Annotated in this window: 28 protein-coding genes and 1 pseudogene; all 29 read left to right on the plus strand. The window is 62.0% G+C overall.

The features are described from left to right. A pseudogene (locus tag LB554_RS24040) lies at positions 1–76 on the plus strand (elongation factor Tu); the annotation flags it as partial. A 69-nt stretch (positions 77–145) separates the two neighbouring features. Then, a complete protein-coding gene (gene rpsJ, locus LB554_RS24045; protein ID WP_010909272.1) occupies positions 146–454 on the plus strand; it encodes a 30S ribosomal protein S10 in 309 nt (102 codons plus the stop codon). Positions 455–515: 61 nt separating this feature from the next. Beyond that, positions 516–1,238: a 50S ribosomal protein L3 gene (rplC, locus tag LB554_RS24050; RefSeq protein ID WP_015317985.1), complete on the plus strand. Its 723-nt coding sequence runs from the start codon at positions 516–518 to the stop codon at positions 1,236–1,238. Continuing rightward, positions 1,238–1,858, plus strand: coding sequence for a 50S ribosomal protein L4 (gene rplD, locus LB554_RS24055; protein WP_015317984.1), 621 nt, complete (start codon positions 1,238–1,240; stop codon positions 1,856–1,858). The genes rplC and rplD overlap by 1 nt, the downstream gene beginning before the upstream one ends. Beyond that, positions 1,855–2,148 (plus strand): 50S ribosomal protein L23, encoded by a 294-nt coding sequence (locus LB554_RS24060; protein ID WP_010909275.1) that lies wholly within the window; start codon positions 1,855–1,857, stop codon positions 2,146–2,148. The genes rplD and LB554_RS24060 overlap by 4 nt, the downstream gene beginning before the upstream one ends. A 23-nt stretch (positions 2,149–2,171) precedes the next feature. After that, positions 2,172–3,005 carry a 50S ribosomal protein L2 gene (rplB, locus tag LB554_RS24065; RefSeq protein ID WP_015317983.1) on the plus strand — a complete coding sequence of 278 codons (834 nt, stop codon included), beginning with the start codon at positions 2,172–2,174 and terminating at the stop codon, positions 3,003–3,005. Between the two features lie 16 nt (positions 3,006–3,021). After that, on the plus strand, positions 3,022–3,300 hold the full coding sequence (gene rpsS / locus LB554_RS24070; protein WP_015317982.1) for a 30S ribosomal protein S19: 279 nt from the start codon (positions 3,022–3,024) through the stop codon (positions 3,298–3,300). Between the two features lie 2 nt (positions 3,301–3,302). Next, on the plus strand, positions 3,303–3,692 hold the full coding sequence (gene rplV, locus LB554_RS24075; protein WP_010909277.1) for a 50S ribosomal protein L22: 390 nt from the start codon (positions 3,303–3,305) through the stop codon (positions 3,690–3,692). Beyond that, the gene (gene rpsC, locus LB554_RS24080; protein ID WP_013895697.1) at positions 3,692–4,417 is read left to right on the plus strand and encodes a 30S ribosomal protein S3; all 726 of its coding nucleotides are present in this window, start codon (positions 3,692–3,694) and stop codon (positions 4,415–4,417) included. Before rplV ends, rpsC begins: the two co-directional genes overlap by 1 nt. 27 nt (positions 4,418–4,444) lie before the next feature. Next, positions 4,445–4,858, plus strand: coding sequence for a 50S ribosomal protein L16 (gene rplP / locus LB554_RS24085; protein ID WP_006205460.1), 414 nt, complete (start codon positions 4,445–4,447; stop codon positions 4,856–4,858). Positions 4,859–4,871: 13 nt separating this feature from the next. Further along, entirely contained in the window at positions 4,872–5,072 is a 201-nt protein-coding gene (gene rpmC / locus LB554_RS24090; RefSeq protein ID WP_006205459.1) for a 50S ribosomal protein L29, read from the plus strand. An 11-nt stretch (positions 5,073–5,083) separates the two neighbouring features. Then, entirely contained in the window at positions 5,084–5,323 is a 240-nt protein-coding gene (rpsQ, locus tag LB554_RS24095) for a 30S ribosomal protein S17 (RefSeq protein ID WP_010909280.1), read from the plus strand. A 72-nt stretch (positions 5,324–5,395) separates the two neighbouring features. Next, complete coding sequence (gene rplN / locus LB554_RS24100; RefSeq protein ID WP_006205457.1) at positions 5,396–5,764, plus strand: 50S ribosomal protein L14; 369 nt, start codon at positions 5,396–5,398, stop codon at positions 5,762–5,764. Between the two features lie 12 nt (positions 5,765–5,776). Further along, entirely contained in the window at positions 5,777–6,091 is a 315-nt protein-coding gene (gene rplX / locus LB554_RS24105) for a 50S ribosomal protein L24 (protein ID WP_015317981.1), read from the plus strand. Next, a complete protein-coding gene (gene rplE / locus LB554_RS24110) occupies positions 6,084–6,662 on the plus strand; it encodes a 50S ribosomal protein L5 (protein ID WP_023773630.1) in 579 nt (192 codons plus the stop codon). Before rplX ends, rplE begins: the two co-directional genes overlap by 8 nt. 27 nt (positions 6,663–6,689) lie before the next feature. Next, on the plus strand, positions 6,690–6,995 hold the full coding sequence (rpsN, locus tag LB554_RS24115; RefSeq protein WP_013895695.1) for a 30S ribosomal protein S14: 306 nt from the start codon (positions 6,690–6,692) through the stop codon (positions 6,993–6,995). A 12-nt stretch (positions 6,996–7,007) separates the two neighbouring features. Next, entirely contained in the window at positions 7,008–7,406 is a 399-nt protein-coding gene (gene rpsH / locus LB554_RS24120; protein ID WP_006205453.1) for a 30S ribosomal protein S8, read from the plus strand. An 88-nt stretch (positions 7,407–7,494) separates the two neighbouring features. Next, on the plus strand, positions 7,495–8,028 hold the full coding sequence (gene rplF, locus LB554_RS24125) for a 50S ribosomal protein L6 (RefSeq protein WP_013895694.1): 534 nt from the start codon (positions 7,495–7,497) through the stop codon (positions 8,026–8,028). A gap of 137 nt (positions 8,029–8,165) precedes the next feature. Beyond that, positions 8,166–8,525 (plus strand): 50S ribosomal protein L18, encoded by a 360-nt coding sequence (gene rplR, locus LB554_RS24130; RefSeq protein WP_015317978.1) that lies wholly within the window; start codon positions 8,166–8,168, stop codon positions 8,523–8,525. A gap of 132 nt (positions 8,526–8,657) precedes the next feature. Continuing rightward, positions 8,658–9,221 (plus strand): 30S ribosomal protein S5, encoded by a 564-nt coding sequence (gene rpsE, locus LB554_RS24135; protein ID WP_006333394.1) that lies wholly within the window; start codon positions 8,658–8,660, stop codon positions 9,219–9,221. A gap of 24 nt (positions 9,222–9,245) precedes the next feature. Next, positions 9,246–9,443, plus strand: coding sequence for a 50S ribosomal protein L30 (rpmD, locus tag LB554_RS24140; protein WP_006205449.1), 198 nt, complete (start codon positions 9,246–9,248; stop codon positions 9,441–9,443). Between the two features lie 22 nt (positions 9,444–9,465). Next, the gene (gene rplO / locus LB554_RS24145) at positions 9,466–9,939 is read left to right on the plus strand and encodes a 50S ribosomal protein L15 (protein WP_015317977.1); all 474 of its coding nucleotides are present in this window, start codon (positions 9,466–9,468) and stop codon (positions 9,937–9,939) included. A gap of 193 nt (positions 9,940–10,132) precedes the next feature. Then, complete coding sequence (gene secY / locus LB554_RS24150; RefSeq protein WP_015317976.1) at positions 10,133–11,473, plus strand: preprotein translocase subunit SecY; 1,341 nt, start codon at positions 10,133–10,135, stop codon at positions 11,471–11,473. Then, on the plus strand, positions 11,470–12,066 hold the full coding sequence (locus tag LB554_RS24155; protein ID WP_140717279.1) for an adenylate kinase: 597 nt from the start codon (positions 11,470–11,472) through the stop codon (positions 12,064–12,066). The genes secY and LB554_RS24155 overlap by 4 nt, the downstream gene beginning before the upstream one ends. Positions 12,067–12,266: 200 nt before the next feature. Then, the gene (gene rpsM, locus LB554_RS24160) at positions 12,267–12,635 is read left to right on the plus strand and encodes a 30S ribosomal protein S13 (RefSeq protein WP_006205445.1); all 369 of its coding nucleotides are present in this window, start codon (positions 12,267–12,269) and stop codon (positions 12,633–12,635) included. A gap of 120 nt (positions 12,636–12,755) precedes the next feature. Then, positions 12,756–13,145: a 30S ribosomal protein S11 gene (gene rpsK / locus LB554_RS24165; RefSeq protein ID WP_006205444.1), complete on the plus strand. Its 390-nt coding sequence runs from the start codon at positions 12,756–12,758 to the stop codon at positions 13,143–13,145. A gap of 103 nt (positions 13,146–13,248) precedes the next feature. Continuing rightward, a complete protein-coding gene (locus LB554_RS24170; protein ID WP_006205443.1) occupies positions 13,249–14,259 on the plus strand; it encodes a DNA-directed RNA polymerase subunit alpha in 1,011 nt (336 codons plus the stop codon). Positions 14,260–14,363: 104 nt separating this feature from the next. Then, the gene (rplQ, locus tag LB554_RS24175) at positions 14,364–14,792 is read left to right on the plus strand and encodes a 50S ribosomal protein L17 (protein WP_140792844.1); all 429 of its coding nucleotides are present in this window, start codon (positions 14,364–14,366) and stop codon (positions 14,790–14,792) included. Between the two features lie 178 nt (positions 14,793–14,970). Further along, positions 14,971–16,464 carry a DegQ family serine endoprotease gene (locus LB554_RS24180; protein ID WP_140792842.1) on the plus strand — a complete coding sequence of 498 codons (1,494 nt, stop codon included), beginning with the start codon at positions 14,971–14,973 and terminating at the stop codon, positions 16,462–16,464. Positions 16,465–16,518: the final 54 nt, after the last annotated feature.

Below are 16,518 nucleotides of genomic sequence, written 5' to 3' on the forward strand. Positions count from 1 at the left end.
AGAGAAGCTGCGCTTCGCCATCCGTGAAGGCGGCCGCACCGTCGGTGCCGGCATCGTCGTCACCATCAAAGAGTAATTTGGACTTAAACCGATCTGTCGCGGGCGCCGGAGTTGCCCGCGCCGCGCCAGAACAAGGAAGTGACGCATGAACGGACAGAATATCCGCATCCGCCTGAAGGCGTTTGATCACCGCGTGCTCGACGCCTCGACGAAGGAAATCGTGTCGACGGCCAAGCGCACCGGGGCAAACGTCCGCGGCCCCATTCCGCTGCCGACGCGGATCGAAAAGTTCACGGTCAACCGGTCGCCCCACGTCGACAAGAAGAGCCGTGAGCAGTTCGAGATGCGCACGCACAAGCGTCTGCTCGACATCGTCGATCCGACCCCGCAGACGGTCGATGCTTTGATGAAGCTCGATCTGGCCGCCGGCGTCGACGTCGAGATCAAGCTCTAAGGGAATGAGAGCGCGGTGAGGGGCGGTGCCCCTGGCCCGGAACTCTAAAGGAATTGAACCGATGCGTTCAGGTGTGATTGCAAAGAAGGTGGGAATGACCCGCATCTATAATGATGCCGGGGAACATGTTCCCGTCACCGTTCTCCAGATGGAGAACTGCCAGGTCGTGGCACAGCGCACGCAGGAGAAGAATGGCTACACCGCCGTTCAGCTCGGCGTTGGCCTCGCCAAGGTGAAGAACACGTCGAAGGCGATGCGCGGCCATTTCGCGACCGCCTCCGTCGAGCCGAAGGCGAAGGTCGCCGAGTTCCGCGTCTCTGCCGACAACATGATCGACGTCGGCGCCGAGATCACCGTCGACCATTTTGTCGCCGGCCAGAAGGTCGATGTGACGGGCACGACGATCGGCAAGGGTTTCCAGGGCGTCATCAAGCGCCACCACATGGGTGGTGGCCGCGCGACCCACGGTAACTCGGTCTCGCACCGTACACACGGCTCGACCGGTCAGCGCCAGGACCCGGGCAAGGTGTTCAAGGGCAAGCATATGGCTGGTCACATGGGCGACACCCGCGTAACGACACAGAATGTCGAGGTCGTTTCGACCGATGCCGACCGCGGCCTGATCCTGATCCGCGGTGCGGTTCCCGGATCGAAGGGCGCCTGGATCCTGGTCCGCGACGCGGCCAAGGTGGCACTGCCGGCCAATGCGCCGAAGCCCGCCGCGATCCGCGCCGTTGCGGCAGCTGCTAAGAACGAGGCTCCGGCCACAGAGGGAGCGGAATAATGGATCTCAAGATCACAACGCTCGGCGGCAAAGACGCCGGCAAGGTGGAACTTTCCGACGGAATTTTCGGCCTTGATCCGCGCGAGGACATCCTGCAGCGCGTCGTGCGCTGGCAGCTTGCCAAGAAGCAGCAGGGCACGCACAAGGCCAAGGGCCGCGCCGAAATCGCGCGCACCGGTGCCAAGATGTACAAGCAGAAGGGTACGGGCCGCGCCCGTCACCACTCCGCACGCGCTCCGCAGTTCCGCGGCGGCGGCAAGGCCCACGGCCCGGTCGTTCGCAGCCATGAGCATGAACTGCCCAAGAAGGTTCGTGCGCTCGGCCTCAAGCATGCCCTTTCGGCCAAGGCCAAGAGCGCGTCGATCATCATCATCGACGAGCTGAAGCTGACCGAGGCCAAGACCAAGGCGCTGATCGCGAATTTCGCGACGCTGGGCCTGACCAACGCCCTGGTGATTGGCGGCGCCGAGCTTGACAAGAACTTCAAGCTGGCAGCCACCAACATCCCCAACATCGACGTGCTGCCCATCCAGGGCATCAACGTCTACGACATTCTGCGCCGCGGCACGCTGGTCCTTTCGAAGGCCGCCGTCGAGGCTCTCGAGGAGCGCTTTAAATGACCGACCTTCGTCACTACGACGTGATCGTCTCGCCGGCGATCACTGAAAAGTCGACCATGGCCTCCGAGCAGAACCAGGTCGTCTTCAACGTCGCCAAGAAGGCGTCGAAGCCCGAAATCAAGGCCGCCGTCGAAGCGCTGTTCGGCGTCAAGGTGATGGCCGTGAACACGCTTGTCCGCAAGGGCAAGATCAAGCGCTTCCGCGGCACGATCGGCCGCCAGAGCGACGTCAAGAAGGCGATCGTGACGCTGGCCGACGGCCAGTCGATCGACGTCGCGACGGGTCTCTGAGCAAGGCCGCGAGGACAACAACAATGGCACTGAAAAAATTCAACCCGGTAACGCCGAGCACCCGCCAGCTGGTCATCGTCGACCGCTCGGGCCTTTACAAGGGCAAGCCCGTCAAGGGCCTGACCGAGGGTCTGACCAAGTCGGGCGGCCGCAACAACCACGGCCGTATCACCGCCCGCTTCATTGGTGGTGGCCACAAGCGTTCGTACCGCATCATCGACTTCAAGCGTCGCAAGTTCGACGTTGTCGGTACGGTCGAGCGCATTGAATACGATCCGAACCGCACCGCCTTCATCGCATTGATCAAGTATGATGATGGTGAGCTGTCCTACATCATCGCTCCGCAGCGCCTGGCTCCCGGCGACAAGATCGTGGCTGGCGAAGCGGTCGACGTTAAGCCGGGCAATGCGATGCCGCTGGCCTCGATGCCGGTCGGCACCATCGTCCACAACATCGAGCTGAAGCCGGGCAAGGGCGCCCAGGTCGCCCGGTCGGCAGGTGGCTACGGCCAGTTGGTCGGCCGTGACCAGGGCATGGCGATCCTGCGCCTCAACTCGGGCGAGCAGCGTGTCGTTCACGGCTCCTGCATGGCCACCGTCGGTGCCGTGTCCAATCCGGACCACGGCAACATCAACGACGGCAAGGCCGGCCGCACGGTTTGGCGTGGCAAGCGTCCGCACAATCGCGGCGTGACCATGAACCCGGTCGACCACCCGCATGGCGGTGGTGAAGGCCGCACCTCCGGTGGCCGTCATCCGGTCAGCCCGTGGGGCAAGCCGACCAAGGGCAAGAAGACGCGGTCCAACAAGGCGACCGACAAGTTCATCCTGCGCTCGCGCCATCAGCGCAAGAGCTAAGAAGAGGTAACGCCAAGTGACTCGTTCTATTTGGAAAGGCCCCTTCATCGACGGCTACCTTCTCAAGAAGGTGGATAAGGTTCGTGAAGGCGGTCGCAATGAGGTGATCAAGATGTGGAGCCGTCGCTCCACCATCCTGCCGCAGTTCGTCGGCCTCACCTTCGGTGTCTACAACGGCCAGAAGCATGTTCCCGTTTCGGTGAACGAGGACATGGTCGGTCACAAGTTCGGTGAATTCGCTCCGACCCGGACCTATTACGGTCACGGCGCGGATAAGAAGGCGAAGAGGAAATAATCATGGGCAAGGCCAAAGCTCCGCGCAGGCTTGCTGACAACGAAGCGCGCGCCGTGTTGCGCACGATCCGTATCAGCCCGCAGAAGCTGAACCTGGTTGCCGCGCTGATCCGCGGCAAGAAGGTCGCGACAGCGCTTTCCGATCTCGAATTCTCGGCCAAGCGGATTTCCGGCACGGTCAAGAAGACGTTGGAATCGGCAATCGCCAACGCGGAAAACAACCACGACCTCGATGTCGATGCGCTGGTGGTGGCGGAAGCCTATGTCGGCAAGTCGATCGTCATGAAGCGGTTCCACGCTCGTGGCCGTGGTCGCGCCAGCCGTATCGAGAAGCCGTTCTCGCACCTCACGATCGTCGTTCGTGAAGTCGAAGAAAAAGGGGAGGCCGCATAATGGGCCAGAAAGTCAATCCGATCGGTCTTCGCCTCGGCATCAACCGCACCTGGGATTCGCGCTGGTTCGCGAACACCGGCGAGTACGGCAAGCTGCTGCATGAGGACATCAAGATCCGCAAGTATCTTGAGAAGGAACTCAAGCAGGCCGCGATCTCGAAGGTCGTGATCGAGCGTCCGCACAAGAAGTGCCGCGTCACCATCCATGCCGCGCGCCCGGGTCTGATCATCGGCAAGAAGGGCGCCGACATCGAGAAGCTTCGCAAGAAGCTGATGGAGATGACGAAGTCCGAGACGCACCTCAACATCGTTGAAGTGCGCAAGCCGGAAATCGACGCGACCCTGGTCGCCCAGTCGATCGCCCAGCAGCTCGAGCGCCGCATCGCGTTCCGCCGCGCCATGAAGCGTGCCGTGCAGTCGGCCATGCGCCTCGGTGCCGAAGGCATCCGCATCAACTGCGCCGGCCGTCTTGGCGGCGCCGAGATCGCGCGCATGGAATGGTACCGTGAAGGTCGCGTGCCGCTGCATACGCTGCGCGCCGATGTCGACTACGGCACGGCCGAGGCGAACACGGCGTATGGCATCTGCGGCGTCAAGGTCTGGGTATTCAAGGGCGAGATCCTCGAGCACGATCCGATGGCTTCGGAACGCCGCGCGACCGAGGGTGATGCCGCGCATGGCGGCGGTGGTGATCGCGAACGCGGTCGTCGTCGCGAAAACGCCTGAGACATTTAGGAATTTGGAGTTAGAACGATGCTGCAGCCAAAGCGCACAAAGTTCCGCAAGCAGTTCAAGGGCCGTATCCATGGTACCGCAAAGGGCGGCACCAACCTGGATTTCGGTGGTTTCGGGCTGAAGGCGCTTGAGCCGAACCGCGTCACCGCGCGTGAGATCGAGGCGGCCCGCCGCGCGATCACTCGCGAAATGAAGCGTGCCGGCCGCGTCTGGATCCGCATTTTCCCGGACGTGCCGGTCACGTCGAAGCCGACCGAAGTCCGCATGGGCAAAGGCAAGGGCGCGGTCGATTACTGGGCGGCGCGTGTCAAGCCGGGCCGCATCATGTTCGAGATCGACGGCGTCAATGAAGAAACCGCCCGTGAGGCGCTGCGTCTCGGCGCGGCCAAGCTCTCGGTCAGGACGCGCTTCGTACAGCGCATCGCAGAATAAGGACGGGCTGATCATGAAAGCCGAAGACATCCGGACCAAGACCCAGGACCAGCTGACCGACGACCTGGCCAGCCTGAAGAAGGAGCAGTTCAACCTGCGCTTCCAGAAGGCCACCGGCCAGCTCGAGAAGACCGCGCGCGTGAGGCAGGTTCGCAAGGACATTGCGCGTATCAAGACCATCGCTGCGGAAAAGTCCGCAGCCAAGAAGGCTTAAGGACGAAAACCATGCCAAAGCGCATTCTGCAGGGCACCGTCGTCAGCGACAAGAACGAGAAGACGGTTGTCGTCAAGGTCGAACGGCGCTTCACGCATCCCGTGATGAAGAAGACCGTGCGCATGACCAAGAAGTACAAGGCGCACGACGAGAACAACGCCCACAAGGTCGGCGATCAGGTGTTCATCCAGGAATCGAAGCCGATTTCCAAGGATAAGCGCTGGATCGTCGTATCCTCGGATCAGGCGTAAACAAACGAATTTTGGACAGACCGGGGAGGGGCTTCGAGCCCATCCCGTTAGAAAAGAAGAAGGCGGCCAGTCATGATTCAGATGCAAACAAACCTCGACGTGGCGGATAATTCCGGCGCGCGTCGTGTCATGTGCATCAAGGTGCTGGGCGGCTCGAAGCGGAAATACGCTTCCGTGGGCGACATCATCGTGGTGTCGATCAAGGAAGCCATTCCGCGCGGCCGCGTTAAGAAGGGCGATGTGATGAAGGCGGTCGTGGTTCGCACGGCCAAGGACATCCGCCGCCCGGACGGCAGCGTGATCCGTTTCGACAAGAACGCGGCTGTTCTCGTCGACAACAAGAAAGAGCCGATCGGCACGCGTATCTTCGGACCGGTTCCGCGCGAACTTCGCGCCAAGAACCATATGAAGATCATCTCGCTCGCGCCTGAAGTGCTGTAAGGAGCCGGACCAATGCAAAAGATTAGAAAAGGCGACAAGGTCGTCGTGCTGGCCGGCAAGGACAAGGGCCGTTCGGGCGAAGTCCTCTCGGTTCAGCCGAAGGATGACACCGCGCTGGTGCGCGGCGTCAACATGATCCGTCGTCACCAGAAGCAGTCCCAGTCCCAAGAGGGCGGGATCATCACCAAGGAAGCGCCGATCCAGCTGTCGAACATCGCGCTGGCCGATCCGAAGGACGGCAAGCCGACCCGCGTCGGTTTCGTCTTCCAGAAGGACGGCAAGAAGGTGCGCGTCGCCAAGCGCTCGGGAGAAGTCATCAATGGCTAAGGCTCAAACCAAGCAGGCGACTGCCAACAACACGCCGCGCCTCAAGCAGGTCTACAACGAGACCATCCGCAAGGCGCTGCAGGAGCAGTTCGGCTACGACAACGAGATGCAGGTTCCGCGCCTCGACAAGATCGTGCTGAACATGGGTGTGGGCGAAGCGACCGCCGATTCGAAGAAGCCTTCGGTCGCGGCCGAGGACCTGGCGATGATCGCCGGCCAGAAGGCCGTCGTCACCCGCGCCCGCAATTCGATCGCGGGCTTCAAGGTTCGCGAGAAGATGCCGATCGGCGCCAAGGTCACGCTGCGCAAGGAACGCATGTACGAGTTCCTCGACCGCCTCGTGAACATCGCGCTGCCGCGCGTCCGCGACTTCCGCGGACTGAACCCCAAGAGCTTCGATGGCCGTGGCAACTACGCCATGGGCATCAAGGAGCACATCGTGTTCCCGGAGATCAACTACGACAAGGTTGATCAGATCTGGGGCATGGACGTCATCGTTTGTACGACTGCGAAGACGGACGACGAAGCCAGGGCTTTGCTCAAGGCTTTCAACTTCCCCTTCCGCCAGTAACGGCAGCGAGAAAAGGAAAAATCTGAAATGGCAAAGACCAGCTCAGTCGAGAAGAACAACAGGCGCCGCAAGCTTGCCGACCAGTACGGTCCCAAGCGCGCTGCGCTCAAGGCGATCATCATGGATCAATCCAAGCCGATGGAAGAGCGCTTCCGCGCTCAGCTCAAGCTTGCCGCCATGCCGCGCAACTCGGCCAAAATCCGCATCCGCAACCGCTGCGAAGTCACCGGCCGCCCGCGTGCCTACTATCGCAAGCTCAAAGTATCGCGCATCGCGCTTCGGGACCTCGGCAATAACGGCCAGATCCCGGGCCTGGTCAAGTCGAGCTGGTAAGGAGGACATAACATGTCATTGAGCGATCCTCTCGGCGATATGCTGACCCGCATCCGCAACGCCTATGGCCGCAAGAAGTCGAGTGTCTCGACGCCGGCCTCGCGTCTGCGCACCCGCGTCCTCGACGTGCTGAAGGCTGAAGGCTATATCCGCGATTACAGCCAGACCGATTTCGACAACGGCAAGTCCGAGATCGAAATCGAGCTGAAGTATTTCGACGGTGCCCCGGTCGTGCGCGAAATCGCCCGCGTTTCGAAGCCCGGCCGCCGCGTTTACGTCTCGGCCAAGTCGATTCCGCACGTTGCCAACGGCCTCGGCATTGCCATCCTTTCGACACCGAAGGGCGTGATGGCCGACCATGAAGCACGCGAACAGAACGTCGGCGGCGAGATCCTCTGCCAGATCTTCTGATCCGGCAGCTTACCGCACGTGGAATTCGGTCTTCGGATCGTTCCCGAAGACAGAGACCTGAAACAAGAGAAGTGACGAGGACAACCTGATGTCTCGTATTGGAAAGAAACCCGTTTCGCTGCCGCAGGGCGTGACCGCGACCGTCAATGGCCAGACCGTGACGGCGAAGGGCCCCAAGGGCGAGCTGAAGTTCGTGGTGAACGACGAAGTCCTGGTCAAGATGGAAGGCAGCGAAATCGCTGTCCAGCCTCGCGACCAGACCAAGACCGCCCGCTCTAAGTGGGGCATGTCGCGCACGCAGATCGTCAACATCCTGCAGGGCGTGAAGGACGGTTTCGAGAAGAAGCTCGAGATCACCGGCGTCGGCTATCGCGCCGCCTTGCAGGGCAAGAACCTGCAACTGGCCCTTGGCTTCAGCCATGATGTCGTCTACGAGACGCCGGCCGGCATCACGATCACCGTGCCGAAGCCGACCGAAATCACCGTGGCCGGCATCGACAAGCAGCAGGTCGGCCAGGTCGCAGCGGAAATCCGCGAATACCGCGGTCCCGAGCCCTACAAGGGCAAGGGCGTCCGCTACGCTGGCGAGAAGATCGTCCGCAAGGAAGGCAAGAAGAAGTAGTCGGCTTGGTCCTGAAAAGTTGCAGACTTTTCGGACAGGGACCAAGCCACGGAAGTTAACGCCGCGGGGAGCGGTCGCGGGAGGCGCTTCGCCTACCGCATATGGCGGCCCCTGTTTTTTGAAGGCAAGGAACTATTATGGCTATCAAGGAATCCATCCAGCGCCGCGCGCAGCGCGTGCGCCGTCAGATCAAGAAAGTCGCCGGCGAGCGTCCGCGTCTGTCGGTTCATCGCACGTCTAAGAACATCTACGTCCAGGTCATCGACGACGCCAAGGGCCACACCATTGCCGCCGCCTCGACGCTCGAGAAGGATCTCAAGGGTTCGCTCAAGACCGGCGCTGACACTGCTGCCGCCGCTGCGATCGGCAAGCTGATCGCCGAGCGCGCCACCAAGGCTGGCGTCAAGGAAGTCGTCTTCGATCGCGGCGCCTACATCTATCACGGCCGCGTCAAGGCGCTGGCTGAAGCGGCCCGCGAAGGCGGTCTCAGCTTCTAAGCATGACCCCGAAAAGTTGCAGACTTTTCGGATAAGATCATGCAAGGGAAGAAATGATTTTCACCGTCGGCGACCCAAAGCGGCGCCGGCAATCAGCAACCCGTGCTTCCGGAAAAGAACAAGGAACAGGATATGGCACAGGAACGTAGGGATGGCGGCCGCGGCCGCGATCGTGAAGAACGCGATGACGGCATGGTGGACAAGCTTGTCCACATCAACCGCGTCGCCAAGGTCGTCAAGGGCGGCCGTCGCTTCGGTTTTGCCGCGCTCGTCGTCGTCGGCGACCAGAAGGGCCGCGTTGGCTTTGGTCACGGCAAGGCGCGCGAAGTGCCGGAAGCTATCCGCAAGGCAACCGAATCCGCAAAGCGCGACATGATCTTCGTGCCGTTGCGCTCGGGCCGCACGTTGCACCATGACGTCGAGGGACGTTGGGGCGCTGGCCGCGTTCTGCTGCGCGCTGCCAAGCAGGGTACCGGCATCATCGCCGGCGGCCCGATGCGCGCCGTCTTCGAGACGCTCGGCATGCACGACGTGGTTGCCAAGTCGATGGGTTCGTCGAACCCGTACAACATGGTTCGCGCCACCTTCGACGCGCTGAAGAGCCAAATGCATCCCAAGGATGTGGCTGCCGCGCGTGGCATCAAGTATTCGACCCTTCAGGCCCGCCGCGGCACCGCCGTTGCGGCTGAAGAATAGTCGATCTGACCAGGGATTTTGACCATGGCCAAGAAAGCAACCAAGACCATCACCGTTGAGCAGATCGGTTCGCCGATCCGCCGCCCGAAGGAACAGCGCGCAACGCTGGTCGGCCTCGGCCTCAACAAGATGCACAAGCAGCGCACGCTGGAAGATACGCCTTCCGTGCGCGGCATGATCGCTGCCGTCCAGCATCTCGTCCGCGTCGTGGACGAGGGCTGAGCAAGAGCGCAGGAGAACCCAGATGAAACTCAATGATCTGCGTGACAAGGACGGCGCGACGCACTCCAAGAAGCGTCTCGGCCGCGGCATCGGCTCCGGCTCTGGCAAGACCGCCGGTCGCGGCGTCAAGGGCCAGAAGGCGCGCTCCGGCGTCGCCGTCAACGGCTTCGAGGGTGGCCAGATGCCGCTCTACAGGCGTCTGCCGAAGCGTGGCTTCAACAACATCTTCGCCAAGAGCTTCACCGTCGTCTCGCTGGCCCGTATCCAGGAAGCCGTTGATGCCAAGAAGCTTGACGTCAAGGCGACCGTGACGGCCGAGGCGCTTGTCGCCGCCGGCGTCATCCGTCGCGTCAAGGATGGCGTGCGCGTGCTGTCCGATGGCGAACTCAAGGCCAAGCTCGCCTTCGACGTCGCCGGCGCCTCCAAGGCCGCGATCGAGAAGATCGAAAAGGCCGGCGGTTCGGTCAAGCTGCCGGAAAAGGCAGCCGCCGAGTAACGGCAATTTGAAGAGCGGTCGGCAAGAGTGGTATCCGTTTTTGCTTGAGATCGCGCTTTGACCTGCTCAATTTAGCGGCCGCGTCGACGCGGCCGCTTGCATGTTTACAGCCCGGAGCTTATCTCGTGAGCTTCGGTGAAACGCACCGCCTGACCTCACGGGCCATCAAGCGTTACCAAGCGGAGAATCAGGCATGGCTTCGGCTGCTGAACAACTAGCCTCGAATCTGAATTTCTCGGCCTTCGCCAAGGCGGAGGACCTTAAGAAACGCATCTGGTTCACCATCGGCGCGTTGCTCGTCTATCGTCTCGGCACCTACATCCCGCTTCCCGGCATCAATCCCGACGCTTTCGCCCAGGCCTTCTCCTCGCAGAGCAAGGGCGTGCTCGGCATGTTCAACATGTTCGCCGGCGGTGCCGTGCAGCGCATGGCGATCTTTGCACTCGGCATCATGCCCTACATCTCCGCTTCCATCATCATGCAGCTGATGACCTCGGTCATTCCCTCGCTGGAAGCGCTGAAGAAGGAAGGCGAGCAGGGCCGCAAGGTCATCAACCAGTACACGCGCTACGGCACCGTGCTCTTGGCGCTGGTGCAGGCCTATGGCATTTCGGTGGGACTGGAGAACGGCAACGGCATCGTCAGCGATCCCGGCATGTTCTTCCGCATCTCCACCGTCGTCACGCTGGTCGGCGGCACCATGTTCCTGATGTGGCTGGGCGAGCAGATCACCGCGCGCGGCATCGGCAACGGCATTTCGCTGATCATCTTCTCCGGCATCGTCGCCGGCTTGCCGCATGCCATTTCCGGCACACTGGAACTCGGCCGTACCGGCGCCCTGTCGACCGGCCTGATCCTGGCGATCATCGTGCTGGCCATCGTCGTCATAGCGCTTATCGTGTTCTTCGAGCGCGCCCAGCGCCGCCTGCTGATCCAGTATCCGAAGCGCCAGGTCGGCAATCGCATGTTCCAGGGCGATACCTCGCATCTGCCGCTCAAGCTCAACACCTCGGGCGTCATCCCGCCGATCTTCGCGTCGTCGCTGCTTCTGCTGCCGGCCACCGTCGCCGGCTTCTCGCAGACGACCAACATGCCGGCCTGGGCCAGCACCATCCTGGCCTCGCTTGGCCACGGCCAGCCGCTCTACATGGCATTCTATGCGGCGATGATCGTGTTCTTCGCCTTCTTCTACACAGCGATCGTGTTCAACCCGAAGGATACCGCCGACCAGCTCAAGAAGCATTCGGGCTTCATCCCTGGCTATCGTCCGGGCGAGCGCACCGCCGATTACATCGACTACGTTCTCACCCGCATCACCGTCGTCGGCGCCATCTACCTGGTGCTGGTGTGCCTGCTGCCGGAGTTCCTGATCTCGGCGACTGGCGTACCATTCTACCTCGGTGGCACATCGCTTCTGATCGTGGTCAGTGTCACGCTCGATACGGTTGCGCAGATTCAGGGTCACCTGATCGCGCACCAGTATGAAGGCCTGATCAAGAAGTCGAAGCTGCGCGGGGGGAAGAAAGCCAGATGAGGTTGATTTTGCTTGGGCCGCCAGGAGCGGGCAAGGGGACACAAGCACAAAGACTGGTAGAAAAACACGGCATACCCCAGCTCTCGACGGGTGATATGCTGCGTGCCGCCGTTCAGGCCGGTACCGAGGTCGGCAAGCGTGCCAAGGCGGTGATGGATGCCGGCGAGCTGGTGTCCGACGCCATCGTCAACGCCATCGTCGCCGAGCGTATCGATCAGGATGACTGCGCCAAGGGTTTTATCCTCGACGGCTATCCGCGCACGCTGGTGCAGGCGGATGCGGTTGAATCGATGCTTTCAGAGCGTGGCATTGGTCTCGACACCGTCATCGAACTGGTTGTCGACGACAGGGCCCTGGTTGGTCGAATCGTCAAGCGCGCCGATGATGCAAAGGCCGCCGGCCAGCCGGTGCGCAAGGACGACAATCCCGCCGTGTTCGAAGAGCGGCTGCGGGAGTACTACAAGAAGACCGCTCCGCTGACCGGCTACTATTACGCCAAGGGCAAGCTCAAGACTGTGGACGGCATGGCCAGCATCGACGCCGTAACGGCCGAGATTGAAGCCGTGCTCGCCGCGGCCGAGAAGGCGCGGTAAGGGAATTTAAAGATTAAGCTTGACGGAGACGGCTTGCTGCGGTATGGCGGCCCGTCTTCCTATCAGATGCGCGCTTTGCCTGTCCGCAAGGGCAGGGCAGTCGCTTTGAACTGGAAACTCCCGCAAGGGCCGGCCTCCACCGGACGCGGGGCAATCTGAATAATGCCGGCTTGTCCGGCCCACATGGAGAAGAGAAGAACATGGCTCGTATAGCCGGCGTCAACATTCCGACCAACAAGCGCGTCGTCATCGCGCTTCAGTACATTCACGGCATTGGCAAGAAGTTCGCCCAGGAGATCGTCGACAAGGTCGGCATCCCGGCCGAGCGCCGCGTCAACCAGTTGACCGATGCGGAAGTGCTGCAGATCCGCGAGACCATCGACCGCGACTATCAGGTCGAAGGCGACCTGCGCCGCGAAGTGTCGATGAACATCAAGCGGCTCATGGACCTTGGCTGCTACCGCGGCCTGCGTCACCGCCGCTCGCTACCGGTTCGCGGCCAGCGCACGCACACCAATGCACGTACCCGCAAGGGCCCGGCCAAGTCGATCGCCGGCAAGAAGAAGTAATAAGAGTGAGTGATTGGTAGTGGGTGGTGAGGACGTCATCGCTACTCACTAATTCACTATTCACTTCCAGGTGGAGCCGCTGGCATTACGGCGGTGTAGAGATCAACTGAAAGGACTGTCATGGCCAAGGAAGCCGCTCGTGTTCGCCGTCGCGAACGCAAGAATATTTCGTCGGGCGTTGCCCACGTCAATTCGACCTTCAACAACACGATGATCACCATCACCGACGCGCAGGGCAATTCGATTGCCTGGTCGTCGGCCGGTGCCCAGGGCTTCAAGGGTTCGCGCAAGTCGACCCCGTTCGCCGCCCAGATGGCTGCCGAGGACGTTGCCAAGAAGGCCCAGGAACACGGCATGCGCATGCTCGAAGTCGAGGTCTGCGGACCGGGCTCCGGTCGTGAATCGGCGCTGCGCGCCCTGCAGGCGGCCGGCTTCACCATCACCTCGATCCGTGATGTGACGCCGATCCCGCACAATGGCTGCCGCCCGCGCAAGAAGCGTCGCGTCTAAGCAATTTATCGAACGCCGCGTGAGCGCCCAAGGGCGTTCCTCCACGGTATTCCAGGTCGCCCGCCACGATTGGATGGTGGCGGGTCAACGGAAGGAAAGCATCATGATCCAGAAAAATTGGCAGGAACTGATCAAGCCGAACAAGATCGAGTTCTCGTCGAAGAAGAAGACGCTGACCACGCTGGTCGCCGAGCCGCTCGAGCGTGGCTTTGGCCTGACGCTTGGCAACGCGCTGCGCCGCGTGCTTCTGTCTTCGCTGCGCGGGGCGGCCGTCACCGCCGTGCAGATCGACGGTGTTCTGCATGAATTCTCGTCCATCGCCGGCGTGCGCGAGGACGTGACCGACATCGTCCTGAACATCAAGGAAATCGCAATCCGCATGGAAGGCGATGGCCCCAAGCGCATGGTCGTTCGCAAGCAGGGCCCGGGTGCGGTTCTTGCCGGCGACATCCAGACGGTTGGCGACGTCGAGATCCTCAACCCCGACCACGTCATCTGCACGCTGGACGAAGGCGCTGAAATCCGCATGGAATTCACCGTCGACACCGGCAAGGGCTACGTGCCTGCCGAGCGCAACCGCGCCGAGGACGCGCCGATCGGCCTGATCCCGGTGGACAGCCTCTATTCGCCGGTGAAGAAGGTCTCCTACAAGGTCGAGAACACCCGCGAGGGCCAGGTTCTCGACTATGACAAGCTGACCATGACCATCGAGACCGACGGTTCGATCTCGGGCGAGGACGCGGTGGCTTTCGCCGCCCGCATCCTGCAGGACCAGCTTGGCCTGTTCGTCAACTTCGACGAGCCGCAGAAGGAAGTCGCCGCCGAAGCCGTTACCGAGCTCGCCTTCAACCCGGCGCTGCTCAAGAAGGTCGACGAACTCGAGCTTTCGGTGCGATCGGCCAACTGCCTGAAGAACGACAACATCGTCTATATCGGCGATCTCATCCAGAAGACCGAAGCCGAGATGCTGCGCACCCCGAACTTCGGCCGCAAGTCGCTGAACGAGATCAAGGAAGTGCTGGCGGCGATGGGCCTGCACCTGGGCATGGAAGTGCCGGACTGGCCGCCGGAAAACATCGAAGACCTCGCCAAGCGTTACGAAGACCAATATTGAGCATGAATTCCAAGGATCGGCGGCGTGAGCCGCTCGATCCGACGGTCATGCGGAAAACCCTCGGAGGCCGTGGCCTCTTGAACAACTGAAGAAGGAAAAGAGCCATGCGCCACGGTTTCAAAGGCCGCCGCTTCGCCCGCAGCATAAGCCACCGCAAGTCGATGTTCGCCAATCTGGCGGTGTCGCTGCTCGAGCACGAGCAGATCGTCACCACCTTGCCGAAGGCAAAGGACCTGCGTCCGATCGTCGAGAAGCTGGTGACGCTCGGCAAGCGCGGCGACCTGCACGCGCGCCGTCAGGTGATCGCGCAGATCGGCAATGAGGGCGTCGTCAAGCGCCTGTTCGACACCATCGCCCCGCGCTATGCCACCCGCAACGGCGGCTATCTGCGCATCATGAAGGCCGGCTTCCGTCACGGCGACAATGCCGCGATGGCGGTCATCGAGTTCGTCGATCGCGACACCTCGGCCAAGGGCGCCGGCGATCGCGCCCGCATCGAAGCCGAAGGCGCGGACGAAGCCGCGGCCGCATAAGGCTTCGCTTTTTCGGAGTGAATTAGAGGGGCCTGCGGGCCCCTTTTTCATAACTGCGTGCGCCAAGGCGTGCCAAAAACGATTGACTGCCGCGAAAATAATCGGATTTCAGCGGCTTAGCCTTTCATTTTGCACATTCGTCGGGACAATGCGCCCGAACTCGCTTGGAGGATTCGTAATGCGCGCCAAAAGACTGTCCCTTGTTCTGCTCTGCGCCTTCATGGTGTTCGCAGCTGCACCGGCAGTTCGGCAGGCGCTGGCCGAAGACGCCGCCAAGCCCGCCGATCCAGGCCTCTCCGATGTGTTGACGGACTTGCTGCATGGCGTCGAAGGCGAGAATGCCACTTCAGGTCCGGACAAGCGCGTGCCTTTCGGCCGCGAGGAGGTCCAGCTTTCGTTCGCGCCGCTGGTCAAGCAGACGGCACCTGCGGTGGTCAATGTCTATGCCTCGCAGACCGCCAAGGTGACATCGCCTTTCGAAGGCGATCCGTTCTTCGAGGAATTCTTCGGCCGTGCCCAGCCGCGTGCGCAGTCTTCGCTCGGCTCGGGCGTGCTCGTCGATCCGAGCGGTGTCATCGTCACCAATTTCCACGTCATCAAGGATGCCGACGAGGTCAAGGTGGCGACCGCCGACGGCCGCGAATTCACCAGCAAGGTGATGCTGAAGGACGAGACGCTCGATCTCGCCGTGCTCAAGATCGAGTCCGACAAGCCGTTCCCGGTCATCGCCATCGGGGATTCCGACGCGCTCGAGGTCGGCGACCTGGTGCTGGCCATCGGCAACCCGTTCGGTGTTGGCCAGACCACCACCAGCGGCATCGTTTCCGCGCTTGCCCGCAGCCATATCGGCGTTTCGGATTCGGGTTATTTCATCCAGACAGACGCCGCCATCAACCCCGGCAATTCCGGCGGCGCGCTGATCAACATGGGCGGCCAGCTGGTCGGCATCAACACCGCCATCTACAGCCGCAGCGGCGGCTCGATCGGCATCGGGTTCGCCATCCCCGCCAACATGGTGCGGGCTTTCGCCGATGCCGCCAAGGCCGGTCTCGATTTCTTCGAGCGGCCCTATATCGGCGCCGAATTCGAAGCGGTGACGCCGCAGATCGCCGAATCGCTGGGCATGGAAAAGCCGACCGGGGCGCTGGTCTCCTCGGTCGACGCGACGGGTCCCGCCGGCAAGGCAGGGTTGAAGCCGGGCGATGTCGTGCTGCAGATCAATGGCAAGCCGGTCGAGAGCATCGAGGCGCTCGACTACCGCATGGCGACGCTGTCGATCGGCACCAAGGCGAATTTCGCGATCCTGACCAAGGGTCAGCAAGCGGCGATGGACATTGCGCTGGAGCGCGCGCCGGAGGGGGCGAAAGCCTCGGAAGTGACGCTGCATGGCCGCAGCCCGTTCTCGGGCGCGAAGGTCTCGGAACTGTCGCCTCGGCTTGCCCAGAAGCTTGGCTTGCGTACCGACCTCAAGGGCGTGACGGTGATCGATATCAATCGCGATTCGCCGGCCGCCGATTTCGGCTTTCAGCCAGGCGACATCGTGCGCGAGGTCAACGGCACCACCATCGACACCGCCGCAGTGCTGGCGCAGGTAGCCCAGCAGGATACGCGCTGGTGGCGCTTTACCGTCGAGCGCGGCGGGCAGATACTGCGCCAGGTTTTGCGTTACTGAGTTCGACCCTGAAGGGATCGCGCTCCAAACTTGGAGCAGGTCGGCGTTTCACCA

The sequence above is a fragment of the Mesorhizobium sp. CO1-1-11 genome (assembly GCF_020164995.1).
Classification (GTDB): Bacteria; Pseudomonadota; Alphaproteobacteria; order Rhizobiales; family Rhizobiaceae; genus Mesorhizobium; species Mesorhizobium australicum.

Excerpts from the sequence above, each read along its gene's own strand:
- rpsJ (WP_010909272.1), top strand. The coding sequence starts at position 146 with ATGAACGGACAGAATATCCGCATCCGCCTGAAGGCGTTTGATCACCGC.
- rplC (WP_015317985.1), top strand. The coding sequence starts at position 516 with ATGCGTTCAGGTGTGATTGCAAAGAAGGTGGGAATGACCCGCATCTAT.
- rplD (WP_015317984.1), top strand. The coding sequence starts at position 1,238 with ATGGATCTCAAGATCACAACGCTCGGCGGCAAAGACGCCGGCAAGGTG.
- LB554_RS24060 (WP_010909275.1), top strand. The coding sequence starts at position 1,855 with ATGACCGACCTTCGTCACTACGACGTGATCGTCTCGCCGGCGATCACT.
- rplB (WP_015317983.1), top strand. The coding sequence starts at position 2,172 with ATGGCACTGAAAAAATTCAACCCGGTAACGCCGAGCACCCGCCAGCTG.
- rplV (WP_010909277.1), top strand. The coding sequence starts at position 3,303 with ATGGGCAAGGCCAAAGCTCCGCGCAGGCTTGCTGACAACGAAGCGCGC.
- rpsC (WP_013895697.1), top strand. The coding sequence starts at position 3,692 with ATGGGCCAGAAAGTCAATCCGATCGGTCTTCGCCTCGGCATCAACCGC.
- rplP (WP_006205460.1), top strand. The coding sequence starts at position 4,445 with ATGCTGCAGCCAAAGCGCACAAAGTTCCGCAAGCAGTTCAAGGGCCGT.
- rpmC (WP_006205459.1), top strand. The coding sequence starts at position 4,872 with ATGAAAGCCGAAGACATCCGGACCAAGACCCAGGACCAGCTGACCGAC.
- rpsQ (WP_010909280.1), top strand. The coding sequence starts at position 5,084 with ATGCCAAAGCGCATTCTGCAGGGCACCGTCGTCAGCGACAAGAACGAG.
- rplN (WP_006205457.1), top strand. The coding sequence starts at position 5,396 with ATGATTCAGATGCAAACAAACCTCGACGTGGCGGATAATTCCGGCGCG.
- rplX (WP_015317981.1), top strand. The coding sequence starts at position 5,777 with ATGCAAAAGATTAGAAAAGGCGACAAGGTCGTCGTGCTGGCCGGCAAG.
- rplE (WP_023773630.1), top strand. The coding sequence starts at position 6,084 with ATGGCTAAGGCTCAAACCAAGCAGGCGACTGCCAACAACACGCCGCGC.
- rpsN (WP_013895695.1), top strand. The coding sequence starts at position 6,690 with ATGGCAAAGACCAGCTCAGTCGAGAAGAACAACAGGCGCCGCAAGCTT.
- rpsH (WP_006205453.1), top strand. The coding sequence starts at position 7,008 with ATGTCATTGAGCGATCCTCTCGGCGATATGCTGACCCGCATCCGCAAC.
- rplF (WP_013895694.1), top strand. The coding sequence starts at position 7,495 with ATGTCTCGTATTGGAAAGAAACCCGTTTCGCTGCCGCAGGGCGTGACC.
- rplR (WP_015317978.1), top strand. The coding sequence starts at position 8,166 with ATGGCTATCAAGGAATCCATCCAGCGCCGCGCGCAGCGCGTGCGCCGT.
- rpsE (WP_006333394.1), top strand. The coding sequence starts at position 8,658 with ATGGCACAGGAACGTAGGGATGGCGGCCGCGGCCGCGATCGTGAAGAA.
- rpmD (WP_006205449.1), top strand. The coding sequence starts at position 9,246 with ATGGCCAAGAAAGCAACCAAGACCATCACCGTTGAGCAGATCGGTTCG.
- rplO (WP_015317977.1), top strand. The coding sequence starts at position 9,466 with ATGAAACTCAATGATCTGCGTGACAAGGACGGCGCGACGCACTCCAAG.
- secY (WP_015317976.1), top strand. The coding sequence starts at position 10,133 with ATGGCTTCGGCTGCTGAACAACTAGCCTCGAATCTGAATTTCTCGGCC.
- LB554_RS24155 (WP_140717279.1), top strand. The coding sequence starts at position 11,470 with ATGAGGTTGATTTTGCTTGGGCCGCCAGGAGCGGGCAAGGGGACACAA.
- rpsM (WP_006205445.1), top strand. The coding sequence starts at position 12,267 with ATGGCTCGTATAGCCGGCGTCAACATTCCGACCAACAAGCGCGTCGTC.
- rpsK (WP_006205444.1), top strand. The coding sequence starts at position 12,756 with ATGGCCAAGGAAGCCGCTCGTGTTCGCCGTCGCGAACGCAAGAATATT.
- LB554_RS24170 (WP_006205443.1), top strand. The coding sequence starts at position 13,249 with ATGATCCAGAAAAATTGGCAGGAACTGATCAAGCCGAACAAGATCGAG.
- rplQ (WP_140792844.1), top strand. The coding sequence starts at position 14,364 with ATGCGCCACGGTTTCAAAGGCCGCCGCTTCGCCCGCAGCATAAGCCAC.
- LB554_RS24180 (WP_140792842.1), top strand. The coding sequence starts at position 14,971 with ATGCGCGCCAAAAGACTGTCCCTTGTTCTGCTCTGCGCCTTCATGGTG.